This window comes from Cellulomonas sp. ES6 (assembly GCF_030053835.1).
Lineage (GTDB): Bacteria > Actinomycetota > Actinomycetes > Actinomycetales > Cellulomonadaceae > Cellulomonas.
In genome coordinates this window covers 2119051-2135620 of record NZ_CP125655.1, presented here as the reverse complement: position 1 = coordinate 2135620, position 16570 = coordinate 2119051, and the positions used below count along the sequence as shown (strand labels likewise).

General features: G+C 76.1%; 9 protein-coding genes. 6 read left to right on the top strand and 3 right to left on the bottom strand.

The annotated features are described in order from the left end of the window. Positions 1–19: 19 nt before the first annotated feature. Together P9841_RS10090 and P9841_RS10085 are read right to left on the bottom strand one after the other, a co-directional pair. Entirely contained in the window at positions 20–1747 is a 1728-nt protein-coding gene (locus P9841_RS10090; RefSeq protein ID WP_283318561.1) for a hypothetical protein, read from the bottom strand. A gap of 69 nt (positions 1748–1816) precedes the next feature. Beyond that, positions 1817–3652 (bottom strand): sigma-70 family RNA polymerase sigma factor, encoded by a 1836-nt coding sequence (locus P9841_RS10085; RefSeq protein WP_283318560.1) that lies wholly within the window; start codon positions 3650–3652, stop codon positions 1817–1819. A gap of 215 nt (positions 3653–3867) precedes the next feature. Between P9841_RS10085 and P9841_RS10080 the strand changes: the two genes are divergently transcribed. After that, positions 3868–9741, top strand: a complete 5874-nt coding sequence (locus P9841_RS10080) for an SdrD B-like domain-containing protein (protein ID WP_283318559.1) — start codon at positions 3868–3870, stop codon at positions 9739–9741. A 51-nt stretch (positions 9742–9792) separates the two neighbouring features. Here P9841_RS10080 and P9841_RS10075 read toward each other — a convergent pair whose 3' ends face one another. Next, complete coding sequence (locus P9841_RS10075) at positions 9793–10812, bottom strand: glycoside hydrolase family 43 protein (protein WP_283318558.1); 1020 nt, start codon at positions 10810–10812, stop codon at positions 9793–9795. 79 nt (positions 10813–10891) lie between these two features. On the opposite strand from P9841_RS10075, the gene P9841_RS10070 reads away from it, so the two are divergent. The 5 genes from P9841_RS10070 (at position 10892) to P9841_RS10050 (ending at position 16558) form a co-directional block, all read left to right on the top strand. Beyond that, a complete protein-coding gene (locus P9841_RS10070) occupies positions 10892–11932 on the top strand; it encodes a LacI family DNA-binding transcriptional regulator (protein ID WP_283318557.1) in 1041 nt (346 codons plus the stop codon). A 148-nt stretch (positions 11933–12080) separates the two neighbouring features. Further along, entirely contained in the window at positions 12081–13340 is a 1260-nt protein-coding gene (locus P9841_RS10065; protein WP_283318556.1) for an ABC transporter substrate-binding protein, read from the top strand. 97 nt (positions 13341–13437) lie between these two features. Beyond that, a complete protein-coding gene (locus P9841_RS10060; protein WP_283318555.1) occupies positions 13438–14418 on the top strand; it encodes a carbohydrate ABC transporter permease in 981 nt (326 codons plus the stop codon). Continuing rightward, complete coding sequence (locus P9841_RS10055) at positions 14418–15296, top strand: carbohydrate ABC transporter permease (RefSeq protein ID WP_283318554.1); 879 nt, start codon at positions 14418–14420, stop codon at positions 15294–15296. The genes P9841_RS10060 and P9841_RS10055 overlap by 1 nt, the downstream gene beginning before the upstream one ends. Then, on the top strand, positions 15293–16558 hold the full coding sequence (locus P9841_RS10050; RefSeq protein ID WP_283318553.1) for a family 1 glycosylhydrolase: 1266 nt from the start codon (positions 15293–15295) through the stop codon (positions 16556–16558). Before P9841_RS10055 ends, P9841_RS10050 begins: the two co-directional genes overlap by 4 nt. Positions 16559–16570: the final 12 nt, after the last annotated feature.

The following is a 16570-nucleotide window of genomic DNA, read 5'->3' as shown; positions in this document are numbered from 1 at the left end:
GGGCCCTACCGGCGGGGGGTCACGCGCGCGGGCACCGGCGCGCGTCGTGCCGCGACCCGGCGGCCCGTGACGGCCGCGGCGCCGGCCACGAGCGCCAGCACGGCCAGCGCGAGCAGGCCGCCCGCGTCGTCGGCGCCGGTCGTGGCGAGCGCGGCCGGCCGGGCGGCCGTCGGCGCGCGGCGGCAGCGGGCGCGGCGGCCGGGGCCTCCGGGTCCGCGGGCGCGGCGGCGACCGTGACCGGCACCGACGTCACGGCGACGCCGTCCAGCAGCACCACGATGTGGTGGTCGCCGGCGGGCGTCCCGGCGGGGAGGTCGACGGTGACGCGCAGGACGCCCTCGCCGGACGTGCGCGCGGTCGCGAGGAACACCGGCGTGGAGTGCAGCTCGAGCGTGTACTCCGTGTCGGGCAGCAGGCCCCACACCTCCACGGTCACCGAGTCGCCGGCGACGGCGCTGTCCGTGGACGCCGCGATGGTGGGTGCGGCGATCCGGCCGGACGGGGGCGTCGCGATCTCGTACGGCTGGTACCCGGTCGCGTGCGCGGTGACGACGGCGTACACACTCTCCCCGACGAGGTCGCGCGTCGGCAGCAGCGTCGCCGCGGTGGCGCCCGGCACCGGCGTGCCGTCGGCCGTGAACCACTGGTAGGTCAGCGACTCCGGCTGCGGCGACCACGCGGCGGTGTCGAGCGTGGCGGTCAGCGAGCCGGTGAGGACGTGCCGGCCGACGAGCTGGGGCGCGGCGCCGGGCGTGAAGGAGCGCAGCGACACGGTCGGCGTGTAGTCCGAGCCGAGCGTCTGGTAGTCGTGGTGGCCGGCGGCGTGGAGCACGGCCTGCACGTACAGCGGCTGGCCCAGCAGGTCGAGGCCAGGGGTGAACGTCGCGGACGTCGCGCCAGGCACGGGCGTGCCGTCCGTGCGGTACCACTGGTAGTCCACGGAGTCCGGCGCCGGGGTCACGCCGGCGGTGTCGAAGGTCGCGGTGAACGGGTCCCCGACGAGCCCGGAGCCGGAGACGGTCGGGCGGCCGACGCCGTCGAACGACCCGAGGTGCACCGTGGTGCTCGCCGTCGAGGTCTGGGTGTTGGTGACCCGGCCCGTCGCCGTCGCGGTGACGACGACGTAGAGCGTGGAGCCGATGTCGTCGGCGTCGGGCGTGTACGTGGCGAACGTGCTGCCGCTGCCGGACGCGACGACGGCGTCGACGGGGTAGCGGTGCCACACGTAGGTCAGCGTCTCCGCCGCCGGCGACCACGCGCCGGTCGGGGTGAGCGTGAGGGGCTGCCCGACGAGGCCGGTGCCGGTGACGGCGTACGAGGGCGTGGCGTCGAAGCCGGGGGTCGCGACCGCTCCGGTCATGTTCGTGCCGACGACGTACGTCTCGCTGGTCCCGTCGCCGAACCACACCGCGGCGTACAGCGACTTGCCGAGGTCGGCCTGCGTCGGTACGTACACCAGGTCGTCCCGGTCGTCCGTGAGCTGCGTGCCGTCGGACCAGTACCAGTCGACCGCCGTGGTGACCGGCGTCGGGGTGACCTCCACGGCCGCGAGCGACACGGTCAACGGCTGCCCGAGCCACGCGCTGCCGGGCACCGTCGGCGTGCCGGTCACGGCGTAGGGGACCGCCGCGGCGGGCCCGGCGGTGAGCAGCCCGGCGGCCAGCACGAGGGCGGCGGTGAGCGCGGCACGCACGCGGGTCAGGGGACGACGACGACGGGCGACGGGCACGCGGGGCTCCTCGGTCACGGGTGGCTGTGCCTGGACCGTACCGTCCCGGGCGCCGGGAACCCGCAGGCCAGCACGCGTTTCACCCGGTCACGGCACCGTGAACGCGACCCGGGCCCAGGCGCCGACGAGCCCCCGGTCGGGGTCGGCGTACCGGACGGCGAACGTGTGCGCGCCCGGGGTCAGCCCGTGCACGGTCCGCACCAGCGGGGCGTCCGCGAGCACGTGCGTCCGGCCCGTGCGCACGCCGTCGACGGCGGCCTCGACGCGCAACCCGGCGGTGCCGCCGAACCGCACCTCGAGGTCGTCCGCCACCCCGTCGCCGTCCAGCGCGACCGGGACGACCACCTCGCCGTCGGCCGGCGACAGCAGCTCCGGCGCCTCCGCGGTGTACGGGCCGAACGGGCCGGCCACCGGGGACTCGCGGTCGTCCACCCGCTGCACGACCACCAGGGTGACCGCGGTGCCCGCGTCCACGTCCGCCTGCACGGCGGCCCGCCACGCGCCCGCCTCGTCGGCCCTGGTGGCGCCGAGGACGGCGCCGTCGGCCGTCCGGAGCTCGACCACCGCACCGGGCACCGCCGTCCCGGAGAGCGCGGGCAGGTAGTGCGGCTCGGCGAGCACGTCGACGACGGTCGGGGCGGCCGGGCCCTCGGGGTCGACGGGCACCTCCGGGTCGACGGGCACCTCGGGGTCGACCGGCACCTCCGGGTCCACCGGCGTCCCGGGCCCGGCCGGGGTGCCGGGGTGCACGGGTGCGGGTCCCGGCGGCGCCGCCGGGACGGGCGGGAGGTCCCCCGCGGGTGCGGCCGTCGTGCCGCCGCGGGTCCCGTCGCCCTCCCGGACGGGGCTCCGGGGCGGCGTGGCGTCGTCGTCCGGGGGGAGCTGCTCCGCGCCGTCCGGCACCGGGTCGTCCACCGGGGTGGCCGGGCCGGGCGGCTGCGGGCCCGGGGCGGGCGCCTCGGGCGCCGTGACGTCCGCCGCCTGCGGGGCGGGTCCGTCACCGCCGCCGAGGCGTGCCAGCCCGAGCGCACCGGCGGCGAGCGCGAGCACTGCCGCAGCGGCAGCGGCCGCGGTGGCGAGCGACCGCCGTGACGGGCGCAGCCGGCGCGGGGCGGGGGTGCCTGCCGCGCCGGCGGCGAGCGGCCCGCCGGGGAGGGCGACCGCGAGGGCGGGCAGCGGCCAGAGCAGCGCGCGCAGCCGCGCCCGGAGCAGGATCTCGGCCTCCGTGCCGACCTCGGCCACGAGGACCGGGCAGTCGTCGCAGGTCTCGAGGTGCCGGTCGAACCGGCGTCGGGCGCGCGGGGACAGCGCCCCGCGGTGGTGGTCGCCGACGCGCTCGGCCACCCAGCGGCAGTCGGCGCGCTCGGGCAGCCGGGTCACGTGGGCCTGCAGCCAGGCGCGCCGCAGCCCCTCCCGGGCGCGGTAGGCCAGGGCCGCAGCGGCGTTCGGCTGCAGGCCGATCAGCGGTGCGACCTCAGCCGGCGTCAGCTCCTCGAGCTCGGTGTACCAGAGCACCTCGGCCCACTCCGGCGGCAGCGACGCGTAGGCGCGGGCGAGCAGGGCCTCGTCGGCGAGGCGCTGGGCGACGGGCGGCTCGTCCACCGGCCCGTCGACCCCGTCGAGGCTGGTCGTCGCGCCCGCGCGGGCGGTCCACGACATGGCGACGTTGCGGATCGTCGCGTACAGGTAGGGCCGGAACGCCCCGTCGGGGCCGCGGCCCGCGCCGAGCGCCTCGAGGATCCGCGCGAACGCCTCGGCCACGAGGTCGTCGGGGTCGAACCGGTCGGTGATCCGGCGGGCCGCCGCACGGCCCGCGTCCGCGTGCCGTCGCCAGAGCTCGCCGTACGCGTCGTGGTCGCCGTCGCGCACACGCTGCGCGAGCTCGGTGTCGGACCTCTCCGTCGCGGGCAGCACGACGTCCATCGCCTCCTGGGGGAACCGCCGGTGGGCTCAGGCGGTCCGGCCACCCAACCAGAGGTCCCGGACGTTGCAGGTATCCGGTTTGTCCCGTTCACCCGAAGGGACGAATCCGACGAACCGGACTGCCGAACTCGCGTCATAGCGACCGCCCCCCGCAGTCCTGCACCGCAGGAGGGCCTTCCCGGCCCGGACCAGGTGCGAGCGGACGAGGGACTGACGTGGAGAACAGGCAGGGTGCAGGGCACGCCGGACGGTGGGCGCGACGGTGGTCGCGCGGGTGGGCCCGCGGGTGGGCGCTGGGGCTGACGGTCGTGCTGGCGCTCGTCGCCGCCGTGGCCGGGGCGCCGGCGGCGGCCACGGCGGCGGGCGCCCCGGCGGCGGCCGAGGAGCCGCGGGCGGCGCTGAGCGTCGTGAAGTCGGTCGTGCCGACCGAGGCGCGCCCCGGGGACCGCGTGACCTGGACGATCGACGTCACGTGCGAGTCCATCGTCACGATGTGCGTCGACGCGGTGCTGACGGACGCGGTCCCCGCGCCGTTCGTCATCGAGCCGGACGGCGTGTCGGTGCAGGGGCAGCGCACGGGGTCCGCCGACGTGGCCGTGGACGGCAGCGAGGTGCGCGTGGCCTTCCGCGAGACCGACGCCGGCCGGCCCGGTGCGCAGGGCATCGCCGCGGGCCAGAGCCTGTCCGTGCTCGTGCAGACCACGCTGCCCGCCGGCACCGACCGCTCGTGGGACGGCGCGTCCGTGGTGAACACCGCCGACGCCGTCGCCGCCAACGCGGACCCGGTGTCCGACGACGCGACCGTGACGGTCGTCGTCCCGGTGGACCCGGCCGTCGGCGTCACCAAGCGCTGGACCCCGTCGGACCAGGTGGCCGGCGACGGGGCGGACCTCACCCTCGCGCTGGGGGTGGAGAACCGGTCCCCCGTCGCGGCGACGGCGCTCACCCTGACCGACCCGGCCGCCGGCACCGCGCCCGCGTTCGGGCCCGGCACCCCGCTGGACCTGCGCGGCTTCGGTGACTGGACGGCGCCGGACGGTGCCACCGGCCTGACGGTCGAGCTGGTGACCGCGGCGGGCAGCACCACGGTCGGGCCGTTCGCGCCCGGCACCCCCGTCGACACCGGCGCGGTGGACCTCGCGGCCGTCACGGGCGTCGTCCTGCGCTTCACGGGCGACGACGCCGAGGCCCTCCCGCCGGGGGCCTCCGGCGCGGTCGCGCTCCGGCTCGGCCAGAACGGCACCGCGGACCGCGACGCCGTGACGCAGGTCCCCAACACGGCCGCGGGATCGGTCGCGACCGCGGCCGGCGACGCCACCGGCACGGCCTCCGCGACGGTGCAGCTCAACCCCGTGACGGTCGAGGTCACCGCCGGCAAGACCGTCGAGGGCCGCGCGCAGGCGCAGGTCGTGGCCGGCGCGGAGGCGGTCGTCGCGCTGAGCGCCGCCAACTCCTCCAACACCACGCTCGCCACCCTGACCGTGCGCGAGCCGGCCACCGGCACCGACCCGTTCGGGACCACGGCCGACGGCAAGCTCGCGCTGCTGGGCCTCGGGTCCGACGGCACGGGCACCGGCGCGGGCGCCGACTGGCCGGAGGGCGCCGTCGAGGCCGACGTGACGTTCACCGGCACGGGCCCGGGCCTGCCGCTCACCACGACGGTCACCGCCCCGGCGGGTGGCTCGGCCGGCACGGTCGGCTGGCCGCAGGTGCCGGCCGGTGCGGTCGTCACGGGCGTCCAGGTGGAGTACCGCGGCACCATGCCGCCGGGCGCGCGGGCGGTGCTGCCGCTGCGCGTCGCCACGGACGCCGGCTGGGACACCACCCGCGGCTTCCCGAACCAGGTGGCCGTGGGCGGCTCGGCCTCCGACGGCACGGCCGCGGCGGAGCGCACCGCGACCGCGACCCTCACGGTCGTGCCGCGCCGCGTCGTCACGACGACCGCGAAGACGCTGACGCAGGCGGTCGGCGGCGAGCAGGTCACGGGCGCCGTGGGTCAGGAGGTCGTCGCCCGGCTGACCGGCGGCATCTCCGCCGACACGACGGTGCCCGTGGGGCGGCTCGTGATCGAGGACGTCGCGGACGGCACCGCCGGGTCCAGCCTGTGGGGCGTCGCCGCGCTCGACCGCCTCGGGTCCGTCGCGGTCCCCGGCGGGTCGCAGGCCGAGGTGCTGGTCCGGGTCGGCGGGGCGTGGACCTCGCTCGCGGGGCCGACGTCCGACGCCTCCGCGCTGCTCGACCTGGCGGTGCCCGCGGGCGCCGACGGGGTCCGCGTCGTGTACACGCCGCTGACCGCCGGCGCGTCCCTGCCGACCACCGGCAGCTTCCGACCCGTCGTCACGCTCGTGATGGCGCTGACCGAGGCGCAGGCCCCGGGGACCGCCCTGACCAACACCGCCTCGACCACCGGTGAGGGCACCGGCGTGGGCGAGGGCCTCACCGGCACCTCGGGCGACACCGCGACCACGACGCCCGGACCGGGCGGCACGCCCCTGGACATCCGGCGCGTCGACGCGAGCAAGCAGTGGCGCGACGCCGCGGCGCTCGTCCCCGTCGGCAACGCGACGGCCGAGGACGGCGACCGGCCCGCCAACCGCCTCACCATGCGGGTGCAGAACGTCACCGGCATCCCCGTGGAGACACTGCGCCTGGTCGACCCGGACCCGCAGGTGCCCGCCAACGCGTTCGACCTGGTGGACGTGACGCGCCTGGCGGTCACCGCCCCGGAGGGCACGCGGGACCTCACCGTCGTGCTGCGCGACGCGGACGGCACGCCGCTGCGGACGCTGACGTCGGCCGCGGCGGTCGCCGCGCTGACCCGGGCCGAGCTCGCCGACGTGGCGCAGGTCGAGGCGCGCGCGGACGGCACGCTGCCGGACGGCGCCGTGCTCACCGTGGTCGCCGACACGGAGCTGCGGGCCACCACCCGCTCCGGCTCGCCGGTGCTCGGGACCGCGGACGGCCCGGCGTGGACGACCGTCGTCAACACGCTGCGCGGCGACCTCGGCCCCGGCACGCCGGACGACGCCGCGCGCGCCGACACCGTGCTGTACCCCGAGGCGCTGCAGCCGCTCGACGGCGCGCTCGCCAAGTCGGTGGACCCCGGCACGGTGTCCCGGTACGCCGCCGAGGACCGCACCGTGCGGCTCGCGCTGAGCGCGCGGCGCACGAGCGACGCGGCGGTGAGCCGCCCGTGGCAGTACGTGCTCGAGGACACGACGCCGGAGTTCTGGGACGCGGTGGACCTCGTGGGCGTGGAGGCGCTGTCCGGCGTGACCGCCGCCGACGGGACCGGCTTCACCGCCGCCGTCGAGTACCGCGTGGACGGGGCGTGGACCCCGGCGGTGACGTCGGAGCTGGCCCCCGGCACCGCCGCGGCCTCCCCGGCGCTCCCCGCGGGCGCGGGCGACCTGCCGGACGGCGTGGACCCGTCGGACGTGACCGGCCTGCGCGTCACGTTCACCGCGCCCGAGGGCCGGTGGTTCGCCAACCGCGTCGTGGGCGGGTTCGAGGGCCCGACGGTCCTGGTCACGCTGGCGCCGCGCAGCACGCTGCGCAGCACCGGCGCGGAGGTCCCGGCGGGCACCGTCACGAACGTGCTCACCGGCTCCGTGCAGGGCGAGCACACGCCGTCGCCCGTGGTCCTGGACCCGGTCACCGCGCCGTACACCGTCACCGACGGCACCCCGGACGCCACGGTGACCAAGTCGCCGGTCACCACGACCACCGGCCCGGGCGCGGTCATCCCGTTCACGCTGACCGCGACCAGCACGGGCACGGCCCCGCTGGTCGACCCCGTGCTGACCGACGTGCTGCCGGCCGACGCCGAGGGCGCCCTGCTCGTCTACGACGAGCTCGCGTACGGCGCCGCGAGCGTGCAGGTCACGCCGGCGACCGCTGCCGCGGCGTCCGCCACGCCGACGGTGACGCTCGACGGCACCGCGCTGCGCGTCACCTTCCCGCCCGGCACCCGCCTGCTGCCCGGGGAGCGCGTGCTCGTCACGGTGCCGCTCGCCGTGCGGCCGGGCGTCGCCGCGGGCACGACGCTCACCAACGGGTTCGTGCTGACCGCCGCGGACGACCTGCGGCGCGAGGCGACCGCGACGGTGGAGGTCGTCGCGATGGCCACCTACCTGCGCGTCAAGGACGTGGCGGAGGACGTCGCCCCCGGCGGGCGGCCCACGGGCGTGGTGAGCACGGTCGGCGGCACCTGCACCGACGACGGCGGGTTCTACCGGAACCCCTGCCTGGTGCGGACGGCCCCCGGCGGGACGGAGACCTGGCGGATGCGGGTGACCAACACCGGCAACCTGCCCACCGCCGCGATCTCGCTCGTCGACGTGCTGCCGCACCCCGGTGACACGGGGACGTCGCGCTCGCAGAGCGGGTCGCCGCGCGGCAGCGTCTGGGCGCCCGAGTACCTGGGCGACCTCCACGTCGAGGGCGTCCCCGCCGCCGGCAGCAGCGCGGTGTCGTACCTGCTCGACGGGCGGACGTGCCGGTTCACCGGCGACCCGCGGTCGGCGGACCCCGCCGGCGACGGGTGCGCCGCCGACGTGTGGACGCCCGCCGACCAGGTCGACGACCTCGCTGCGGTGCGCGGGCTGCGCGTGGACGTCGACCTCGCCGCCGAGCCCCTCCAGCCGGGGGAGACCGTCACGGTGACCTTCCGCACCCGGTCCGCCACCGGGTACGACCGGGCCGCCGCCGACGCGGACGCGCCCGCGTGGAACACGATGGTCGTCAGCACGGCGAGCGTCGCGGCGTCCGGGCTGGTGCACGAGACGCTCGAGCCCAACCGCGCCGGCGTCGCCGTCGACCGCACGTACGCGCTCGGCGACCTCGTGTGGGTCGACCGGGACCGCGACGGCCGGCAGGGCGCGGACGAGCCCGGGGTGCCGGGCGTGACCGTCCAGGTGGTGCCGGCCGGGTCGGACGAGCCCGTCGCGACCACCGTCACCGGCCCGGACGGCCGCTGGCACGTCGACCTGCTGCCGGCGGGGGAGTACCGGGTGCGGTTCGTGCTCGACGACGCCACCGCCGCCCGGTACGTGTTCACGCGGTCGCTCGTGGGCGACGGGGCGGGCGACTCGGGCGCCGGCGCCGACGGCTGGACCCGGGTGGTGCGGCTCGGCACCGACGCACCGCGCGTGCGTCCGGTGGTCCCCGCGGACGGGCTCACGGCCGACTACGTCGACCCGACGGTCGACGCGGGCCTGGTCGAGCGCACCGTCCGCGTCGGGGACCTCGTCTGGGTCGACACCGACGGCGACGGCGTGCAGGACCCGGGCGAGCCGGGCATCCCGGGGGTCGTGCTGCGGCTGACCGGCCCGGACGGGTCGGACGTGCTGGACGCGTTCGGCCGGCCCGTGCGGCCGGTGACCACCGACGCGGACGGCCGGTACGTGTTCGCGGACCTGCTGCCCGGGCGGTACCGGGTGACGGTCGACCGGCTGGCGTCCGCGGACGCGCTGCGGCCGTACGCGCCGACGCTCGAGGGGGCCGGGTCCGACCGGGCGCGGGACTCCTCGACGTGGACCGCGGACTCGTCCGCCCTGACCGGCGGCCAGGAGGACCTGACGCTGGACTTCGGGTTCGTGCCGGCCGACGAGAGCAGGCTCGCGGTGCGCAAGGCGGTCGCCGACCGGGTGGCCGGGCGCATCACGTGGGAGGTCACGGTGCTGTCCGCCGGCACCCGGGACGTGCGGGACGGGTTCACCGTGAGCGACGAGCTCGAGGCCGGCCTGCGGTACGTCTCCGCCACGGGTGACGGGTTCGACTGCACCGTCGAGGGCCAGGTCGTCACCTGCCGCCACGACGGGCCGCTCGCGGCGGGCGGGACCGCCACGGTCCTCGTGGTGACGGACGTGACCACGCCCGGCGCCACGGTGGGCAACACGGCGGTCGTGCAGCCGGACGACCCGCACGGCACCGGCGTGCCGCCGGCGAGCGACTCCGCGGTGAGCGCCGCGCCCGCGGGCGAGCTGGCCCGCACCGGCTCGGACGCCGGGTGGCTGCTGCTGGGCGGGCTGGGCGCGCTGCTGCTCGGCGCCCTGCTGGTGGTGTCCCGCCGCCTGCGACGGGAGTGACGACGCCGGGCCGGCCCGCCGCACGCGCGGGGGGCCGACCCCGGCCCGGTGTCAGGCGACGGCGGGAGGCGTGCCGTCGGGTCGCAGCACGACGGTCGACGTCGGCACGGGCCGCGTGTCCGGCACCGGGACGCCCCACACGGGCCGGCCGTCGGCGTCGAACGGCAGCACCTGCGCGCGGGCGTGGCGGTTGGGGTCCCACAGCGGGTCCCCGGCCGTCTCGGGGGCGGGCCGGGCGTGGTAGACGAGCACGACCCGGCCGTCCTCGGTCTCGGTGAACGAGTTGTGGCCCGGCCCGTACTGCCCGGTGGCCGGGTTGCTCACCATCACCGGCTCGGGGCTCTTGGTCCAGGACGCCGGGTCGAGCAGGTCGGCGGTGGCGTCAGCCGTCAGCAGGCCCATCGCGTACTCGGGGCCGGTCGCCGCGCCGGAGTACGTGAGCCACACCCGGCCGTGCCGGACCAGCACGGCCGGCCCCTCGTTCACCCAGAACCCGGCGGTCTCCCAGGCGTGCTCGGGCCGGCTGAGCAGGACCGCCGGTCCCGCGAGCGTCCACGGGTCCGCCATCGGGGCGATGTAGAGGTTCGAGTGCCCGCGGACCGCGAGGTCCTGCTGCGCCCACACCAGGTACTGCGTGCCGTCGTGCACGAAGGTGGTGGCGTCGAGCGCGAACGTCTCCCACCCGGTGTCCACCTGGCCGCGCTCGACCCACGTGCCCGTGAAGGGGTCCGGTGCCGTGTTCTCCAGCACGTACACGCGGTGGTTGAACGTCTCCGCGGCGCCGGGCGCGTCCGCGGTGCCGCGGTCGTCGGGGGCCGCGGCCAGGTACACGTACCAGGCGCCGCCCACGCGGTGCAGCTCGGGCGCCCAGATCAGGTGCGACATCGGGCCGTCGGCGTGGCGCTCCCAGATCGTCACCTCGGGGGCGGTCTGCAGCCCCGCGAGCGTGTCGGCGCGGCGGAGCACCACCCGGTCGTACGCGGGGTGCGACGCGGTGAAGTAGTACCGGCCGTCGTGACGCAGGACGTGCGGGTCGGCGCGCTGCAGCACGACCGGGTTCGGGATCTCCACGAGTTCTCCAACGTTGTACGGGTGGCGCCGCGACAGTAGCGCCGGTCCGCTCCGGAATTCAACGTTGTAAGGTCGCCACGTGGCAGCGCACGCAGGGGAGGGACCGGCGCCCACGCTCCGCGACGTCGCGGAGGTGGCCGGGGTCTCGTTCAAGACCGTCTCCAACGTCCTCAACGACCACCCGCAGGTGCGTGAGGCGACGCGCGCGCGGGTGCTCGCCGCCGTCGAGCAACTCGGCTACCGGCCGAACCTGTCCGCCCGGAACCTCCGCCGCGGGCACAGCGGGGTGATCGGCCTGGCCGTCCCCGAGCTCGGCCAGGCGTTCTTCGCCCAGCTCGCCGACGACGTCATCCACACGGCGGCGGAGCGCGGGCTGGTCGTGCTGGTCGAGCAGACCGGCGGGGACCGGGAGCGCGAGCTCGAGGTGCTGCGCAGCCCGCGGCTGTCCCTCACGGACGGGCTGCTGCTGGCGCCGCTCGGCCTGACCGCCCAGGACGCCGAGGACGCCGCACCCGCGTCGCCGCTCGTCGTGCTCGGCGAGCCGCTGTTCGCCGGCGCGGTCGACCACGTGACGATGCGCCACGAGGACGCGGCCCGCGCGGCGACCGGGCACCTGCTGGGCCTCGGCCGGCGGCGGGTGCTGCTGCTCGGCGCCCACGCGGGGGAGACGACGAGCGTGGCCGGCCTGCGCCACGCGGGCTACGTCGCGGCGCTCGCCGCGGCCGGCATCCCCGTGGACGACGCGCTGGTGGTGCCGATCGAGACCTGGGACCGGCCGAACGGCGCCCGCGCGATGGCCGAGGTCCTCGACGCGGGCACGCGCATGGACGCCGTGTTCGCCATGAACGACGACCTGGCGCTCGGCGCGCTGCGTTCGCTGCAGGAGCGCGGCCTGCGCGTGCCGCACGACGTGGCGCTGGTCGGGTTCGACGACGTGGCGGACGGCCGCTTCGCGTACCCGAGCCTCACGACGGTGGAGCCCGGCCGGCACGAGGTGGCGCGGCTGGCGGTGGAGTACCTGCAGGAGCGGATCGCGGACCGCCGGACCGGGCGGCAGCTCGCGCCGCGCGTGGTCGCGCCGGACTTCCGGCTGGTGGTCCGGGAGTCGACGACGCTCTGACGCCCGGCGCGCCCGCGCCCCTGACCTGCGGTCCTGCCCCCTCCCGGGGCCCGGGGTTGACAGCCCGGCGGGCGTCCCGGCACCATGCACTTACAACGTTGACTTACAACGTTGTACCGGGAGTAGACGTTCCGAAAGGTCCACCGCGATGAAGCGAACCCCCGCACTGCTGGCCGCCCCGGTCTGCCTGACGCTCGCCCTCGCGGCGTGCTCCGGCGGCGGCTCCTCCTCCGGCTCCGACGGACCCGTCGAGCTCACGTTCTGGCACGGCTACACCGAGGCCGACGGCGACGTGCTCGAGCAGATCGTCGACGACTTCAACGCCGCGCACGACGGCGAGATCACCATCACCACCGAGGTGAACCCCTGGGACGTCATCGACGACACGTTCCTGCCGGCCCTGTCCGCCGACAACGGGCCCGAGATCGTCGCCATGCCGGCCGAGCGGCTGCCGGTCTACGCCGACCGCGGCGCGTTCGTCGACCTGGACGACTTCTACGCCGGCGACGAGGCCACGCCCGACCTCAACCCGGGCGCCCTCGACATGGTCACCGTCGACGGCACCGCGTACGGCGTCCCCACCGGGTTCGTGCCGCTCACGATGTTCTACAACAAGGCCCTGTTCGCCGAGGCCGGCGTCGAGGTCCCGACAACCTGGGACGAGTGGGTCGCCGCCGCCGAGGCGCTCACCGTGGACGAGGACGGCGACGGCACGCCCGAGCAGTACGGCCTCGTGCTGACCGACCACGCGACGGTCGGCAACGGCGTCTGGCCCACGCTGTTCTACGGCAACGGCGGCGCGGTCGTCGAGGACGGCAAGGCCGTGATCGACTCCCCGGAGAACGCCGAGACCCTCGAGTTCTGGCACGGCGCGATCGCGGCGACGCAGCTCAGCCCGACGGGCGTCGACGGCATCGCGGGCGACGGCCTGTACTCCAGCGGCCGGGTCGGCATGTACATCGGCGGCCCGTGGATGGCGTCGATCTCCGAGGAGAACGGCATCGACTACGGCATCGCGCCCATCCCGGCCGGCCCCGCGACGCAGGCCGCCTCCGCCATCGGGGTCGCGATGGCCCTCACCGAGCAGGCCGACCAGGCGCAGCAGGCGGCCGCGCAGGAGTTCTTCAGCTACTTCCTCGCGCACGAGCAGGCGGTCGCGTGGTCGCTCGGCTCCGGCTGGCCGCCTCTGCGCACGGACGTGACGACCGACGAGGTCGGCGAGAACCCCGTCGTCGCGGCGCTCACGGAGCAGGCGGAGCTCGGCCGCCCGCTGCTGCCCGGTGTCGTCAACAGCACCGACGTGCTGACCGCGGTCGACGACCTGACCCAGCGCGCGATGGCCGGCGAGCCGGTCGACGCGCTGCTGGCCGAGGCCCAGACCGCCGTCCAGGCCGCGCTCGACGACTGAGGCCCGGCCCCGCCGGACCCGCACCGCAGCCGGTCTCCCCCGCCCCGCGTCCCTGCCCGGGCGTCGGGGGAGGCCGGCCCCACCGAGAGGCACCACCATGAGCTCCGCGCAGGCCGTCAGCCCGCGTCGCCGGGCCTACCGCGCGCCCGCCCCGCTGGGCGGGCGGCGTCCCGCCACCGGCTCGCCGTCGTCCCGCAGTCCCCGCACCGGCCGCCGCCGTACCCGCACCGCCCTGGCGTTCCTCGCCCCCGCGCTGCTGGTCCTGGGCGTGTTCGTCGTCTGGCCGATGCTGTCCGCGCTCCAGATGTCGTTCACCGACGCGAGCGGCTTCGGTCAGGCCGAGTGGGTCGGGCTGGAGAACTACGCCCGGATCGTCACCGACCCGGACATCCGCGACGCCGTCGGCAACACCGTGCTCTACGCGGTGCTGTTCACGCCGACGGCGGTGGTGGTCGCGCTGGCCCTCGCGCTGCTGCTGAACGACCCGCGGCTGCCGCTGCGCGGCCTGTTCCGGACGGCGCTGTTCCTGCCGTTCATCATCTCGCTGGCCGTGGGTGCGCTCGCCTGGTCGTACCTCATCGACCCGCAGGTCGGGCTGCTGCACTACTGGCTGCGTGGCCTGGGCATCGACCTCGGCAACGTGCTGCAGGACCCGACGCTCGCCATGCCGGCCGTGGCCCTGGTCGCGGTCTGGAAGAACTTCGGGTTCTACATGGTGATCTTCCTGGCCGGGCTCCAGGACATCCCGGGCTCCCTGTACGAGGCGGCGAAGATGGACGGCGCGGGTGCCTGGTCCCGGTTCCGGCACATCACGCTGCCGATGCTGTCGAACACCACCGCGTTCGTCCTGATCTTCGCGCTCATCGCGGCCCTCCAGGCGTTCGACCAGATCTACGTCATGACCGGCGGCGGTCCGTACGGCAGCACCCAGACCGTCGTGATGGAGATCTACGAGTCCGGGTTCCGCAAGCTCGAGCTCGGGTTCGCGTCCGCCCTGTCCTACGTGCTGCTGCTCGCGACTCTGCTGCTCAGCCTCGTCCAGTTCGTGTTCTTCGGCCGCCGCGAGGAGGAGCGCTGATGTCCGCCGCCACCCTGGGGGTCGCCCGTCCCGCGCCCCGGCCCGCGCCCCGCCGCCGCCGGGTCCGCCCGTCGACGGTGCTGCTGACCGCCGCCGTCGTCGTCGCGACCCTCGTCGCGCTGCTGCCGCTCGCGATCGTCCTGTTCACGGCGTTCAAGCCGACGTCCGAGGTCAACGCGTTCCCGCCCACGCTGCTGCCCGACGCCTGGACCACGGTGAACTTCGCGCGGATCTTCGCCGACCTGCCGTTCGCGCGTCTGATCGGCAACTCGTTCCTGTTCGCCGGTGGGGTGACCGTCTTCGCCCTCGTGTTCGACTCGCTCGCCGCCTACGCGCTGGCGCGGATCGACTTCGCCGGCCGCAAGGCGCTGCTGGTGGCGATCGTCGCGACGCTGATGATCCCGTTCCAGGCGACGCTGATCCCCGTCTACCAGATCGTCAGCGACCTGGGCTGGGTCAACACCTTCGCCGGGCTGATCGCGCCGCGCGCCGCCGACGCCTTCGGGATCTTCTTCCTGCGGCAGTTCTTCCTGTCGCTGCCGCGGGACCTCGACAACGCCGCGCGGATCGACGGGGCCTCGGAGCTGCGGGTCTTCACGCAGATCGTGCTGCCCAACGCCCGGCCCGCGCTGATGACCCTCGCGATCTTCGTGTTCGTCAACAACTGGAACGACCTGCTCTGGCCGCTCGTGTTCACCACGCAGCGCGAGATGGGCACCATCACGTCCGGGCTGACGCTGCTCACCGGCCCGGGTGGCATCGTGCCTTACGGCGTGATGATGGCCGGCGCCCTCGTCGCCGTGGTGCCGCTGGTCGTGGCGTTCCTGTTCGTGCAGCGGCGGTTCATCGAGTCCATCGCCACCACGGGGCTCAAGTGAGCGCCCGCCGCTGGTTCGAGGACGGCGCGCTGCACTTCGGCCTCGGGGTGGAGGACACGTTCGTCCCGCAGTCCGGGCCGGGGGAGCGCGCGATCGACGAGTACGCGCTGACCGACCACTACGCGAAGTACGCCTCCGACCTGCAGCTCGCGGTCGACGCCGGGGCCACGTTCCTGCGGTGGGGGGTGCCCTGGTACCGGGTCAGCCCCGCCCCGGGGCAGTGGGACTGGTCGTGGGTGGACCGGGTGGTGGACAGGTTCGGCGAGCTGGGCCTGCGCCCGGTGATCGACCTGCTGCACTACGGCACCCCGCTGTGGCTCGACGGGCAGTTCGCGCACCCCGACTACCCGAAGGTCGTCGCCGAGTACGCCGTCGCGTTCGCCGAGCGGTACGCCGACGCGGTCACGGACTACACCCCCGTCAACGAGCCGATGATCCACGCGCTGTTCTGCGGGGTCTACGGCTACTGGCCGCCCTACCTGACGGGGGACACGGGCCTGGTGGCGATGGTGCGGAGCCTCGGCGAGGGGTTCGTCCGCACGCAGCAGGGCGTCGCGGAGGTGCTCGGCGACCGCGCGACGTTCGTGCACGTGGACGCCTCCATGCGGTACGCCGGGGACGTGGACGGCGAGCACCGCGACCAGGCGGCGCGGCTGCGCGAGCAGGCCCACCTGGTCGAGGACCTCGTCACCGGGCGCGTGGCCGACGGTCACCCCCTGCTGCCCGTGCTGCGGGGCGGCGGCATGGACGACGCGAGCCTCGCCTGGTTCGCGGACCAGGCCGTGCGGCCGCACGTGATGGGCGTCAACTACTACCCGCGCATCTCCACGGAGGTGTTCGAGGAGGGCGTCCACCACGGCGGCGGGTTCGCCGACCCGCGGCCCACCCAGGACGCCGGCGTGGCGGGGCTCGTCGAGGTGCTCACCGAGGCCGAGCGCCGCCACGGGGTGCCGGTGATGCTCACGGAGACGTCGGTCACCGCGCCCGTCGCCGACCGCGTCGCGTGGCTGCACGAGTCCGTCGCCGCCGTCCGCGCCCTGCGCGCGCTCGGGCACCGGGTGGTCGGCTACACGTGGTGGCCCGTGTTCGACATGTACGAGTGGACGTACCGCCACGGGACCGGCCCGCGTGCGGACCACCTGCTGACGATGGGCCTGTGGGACCTCGTCGAGGACGGCCGCGGGGGCCTGGACCGCCGCCGCACGCCCGTCGCCGACACGTTCCGCGCGCTCGCGCTGGACGCGCGCGCGAACGGGCGTTGAGCGGCGGTCCCC

Excerpts from the sequence above, each read along its gene's own strand:
- P9841_RS10085 (WP_283318560.1), bottom strand. The coding sequence starts at position 3,652 with ATGGACGTCGTGCTGCCCGCGACGGAGAGGTCCGACACCGAGCTCGCG.
- P9841_RS10065 (WP_283318556.1), top strand. The coding sequence starts at position 12,081 with ATGAAGCGAACCCCCGCACTGCTGGCCGCCCCGGTCTGCCTGACGCTC.
- P9841_RS10060 (WP_283318555.1), top strand. The coding sequence starts at position 13,438 with ATGAGCTCCGCGCAGGCCGTCAGCCCGCGTCGCCGGGCCTACCGCGCG.
- P9841_RS10055 (WP_283318554.1), top strand. The coding sequence starts at position 14,418 with ATGTCCGCCGCCACCCTGGGGGTCGCCCGTCCCGCGCCCCGGCCCGCG.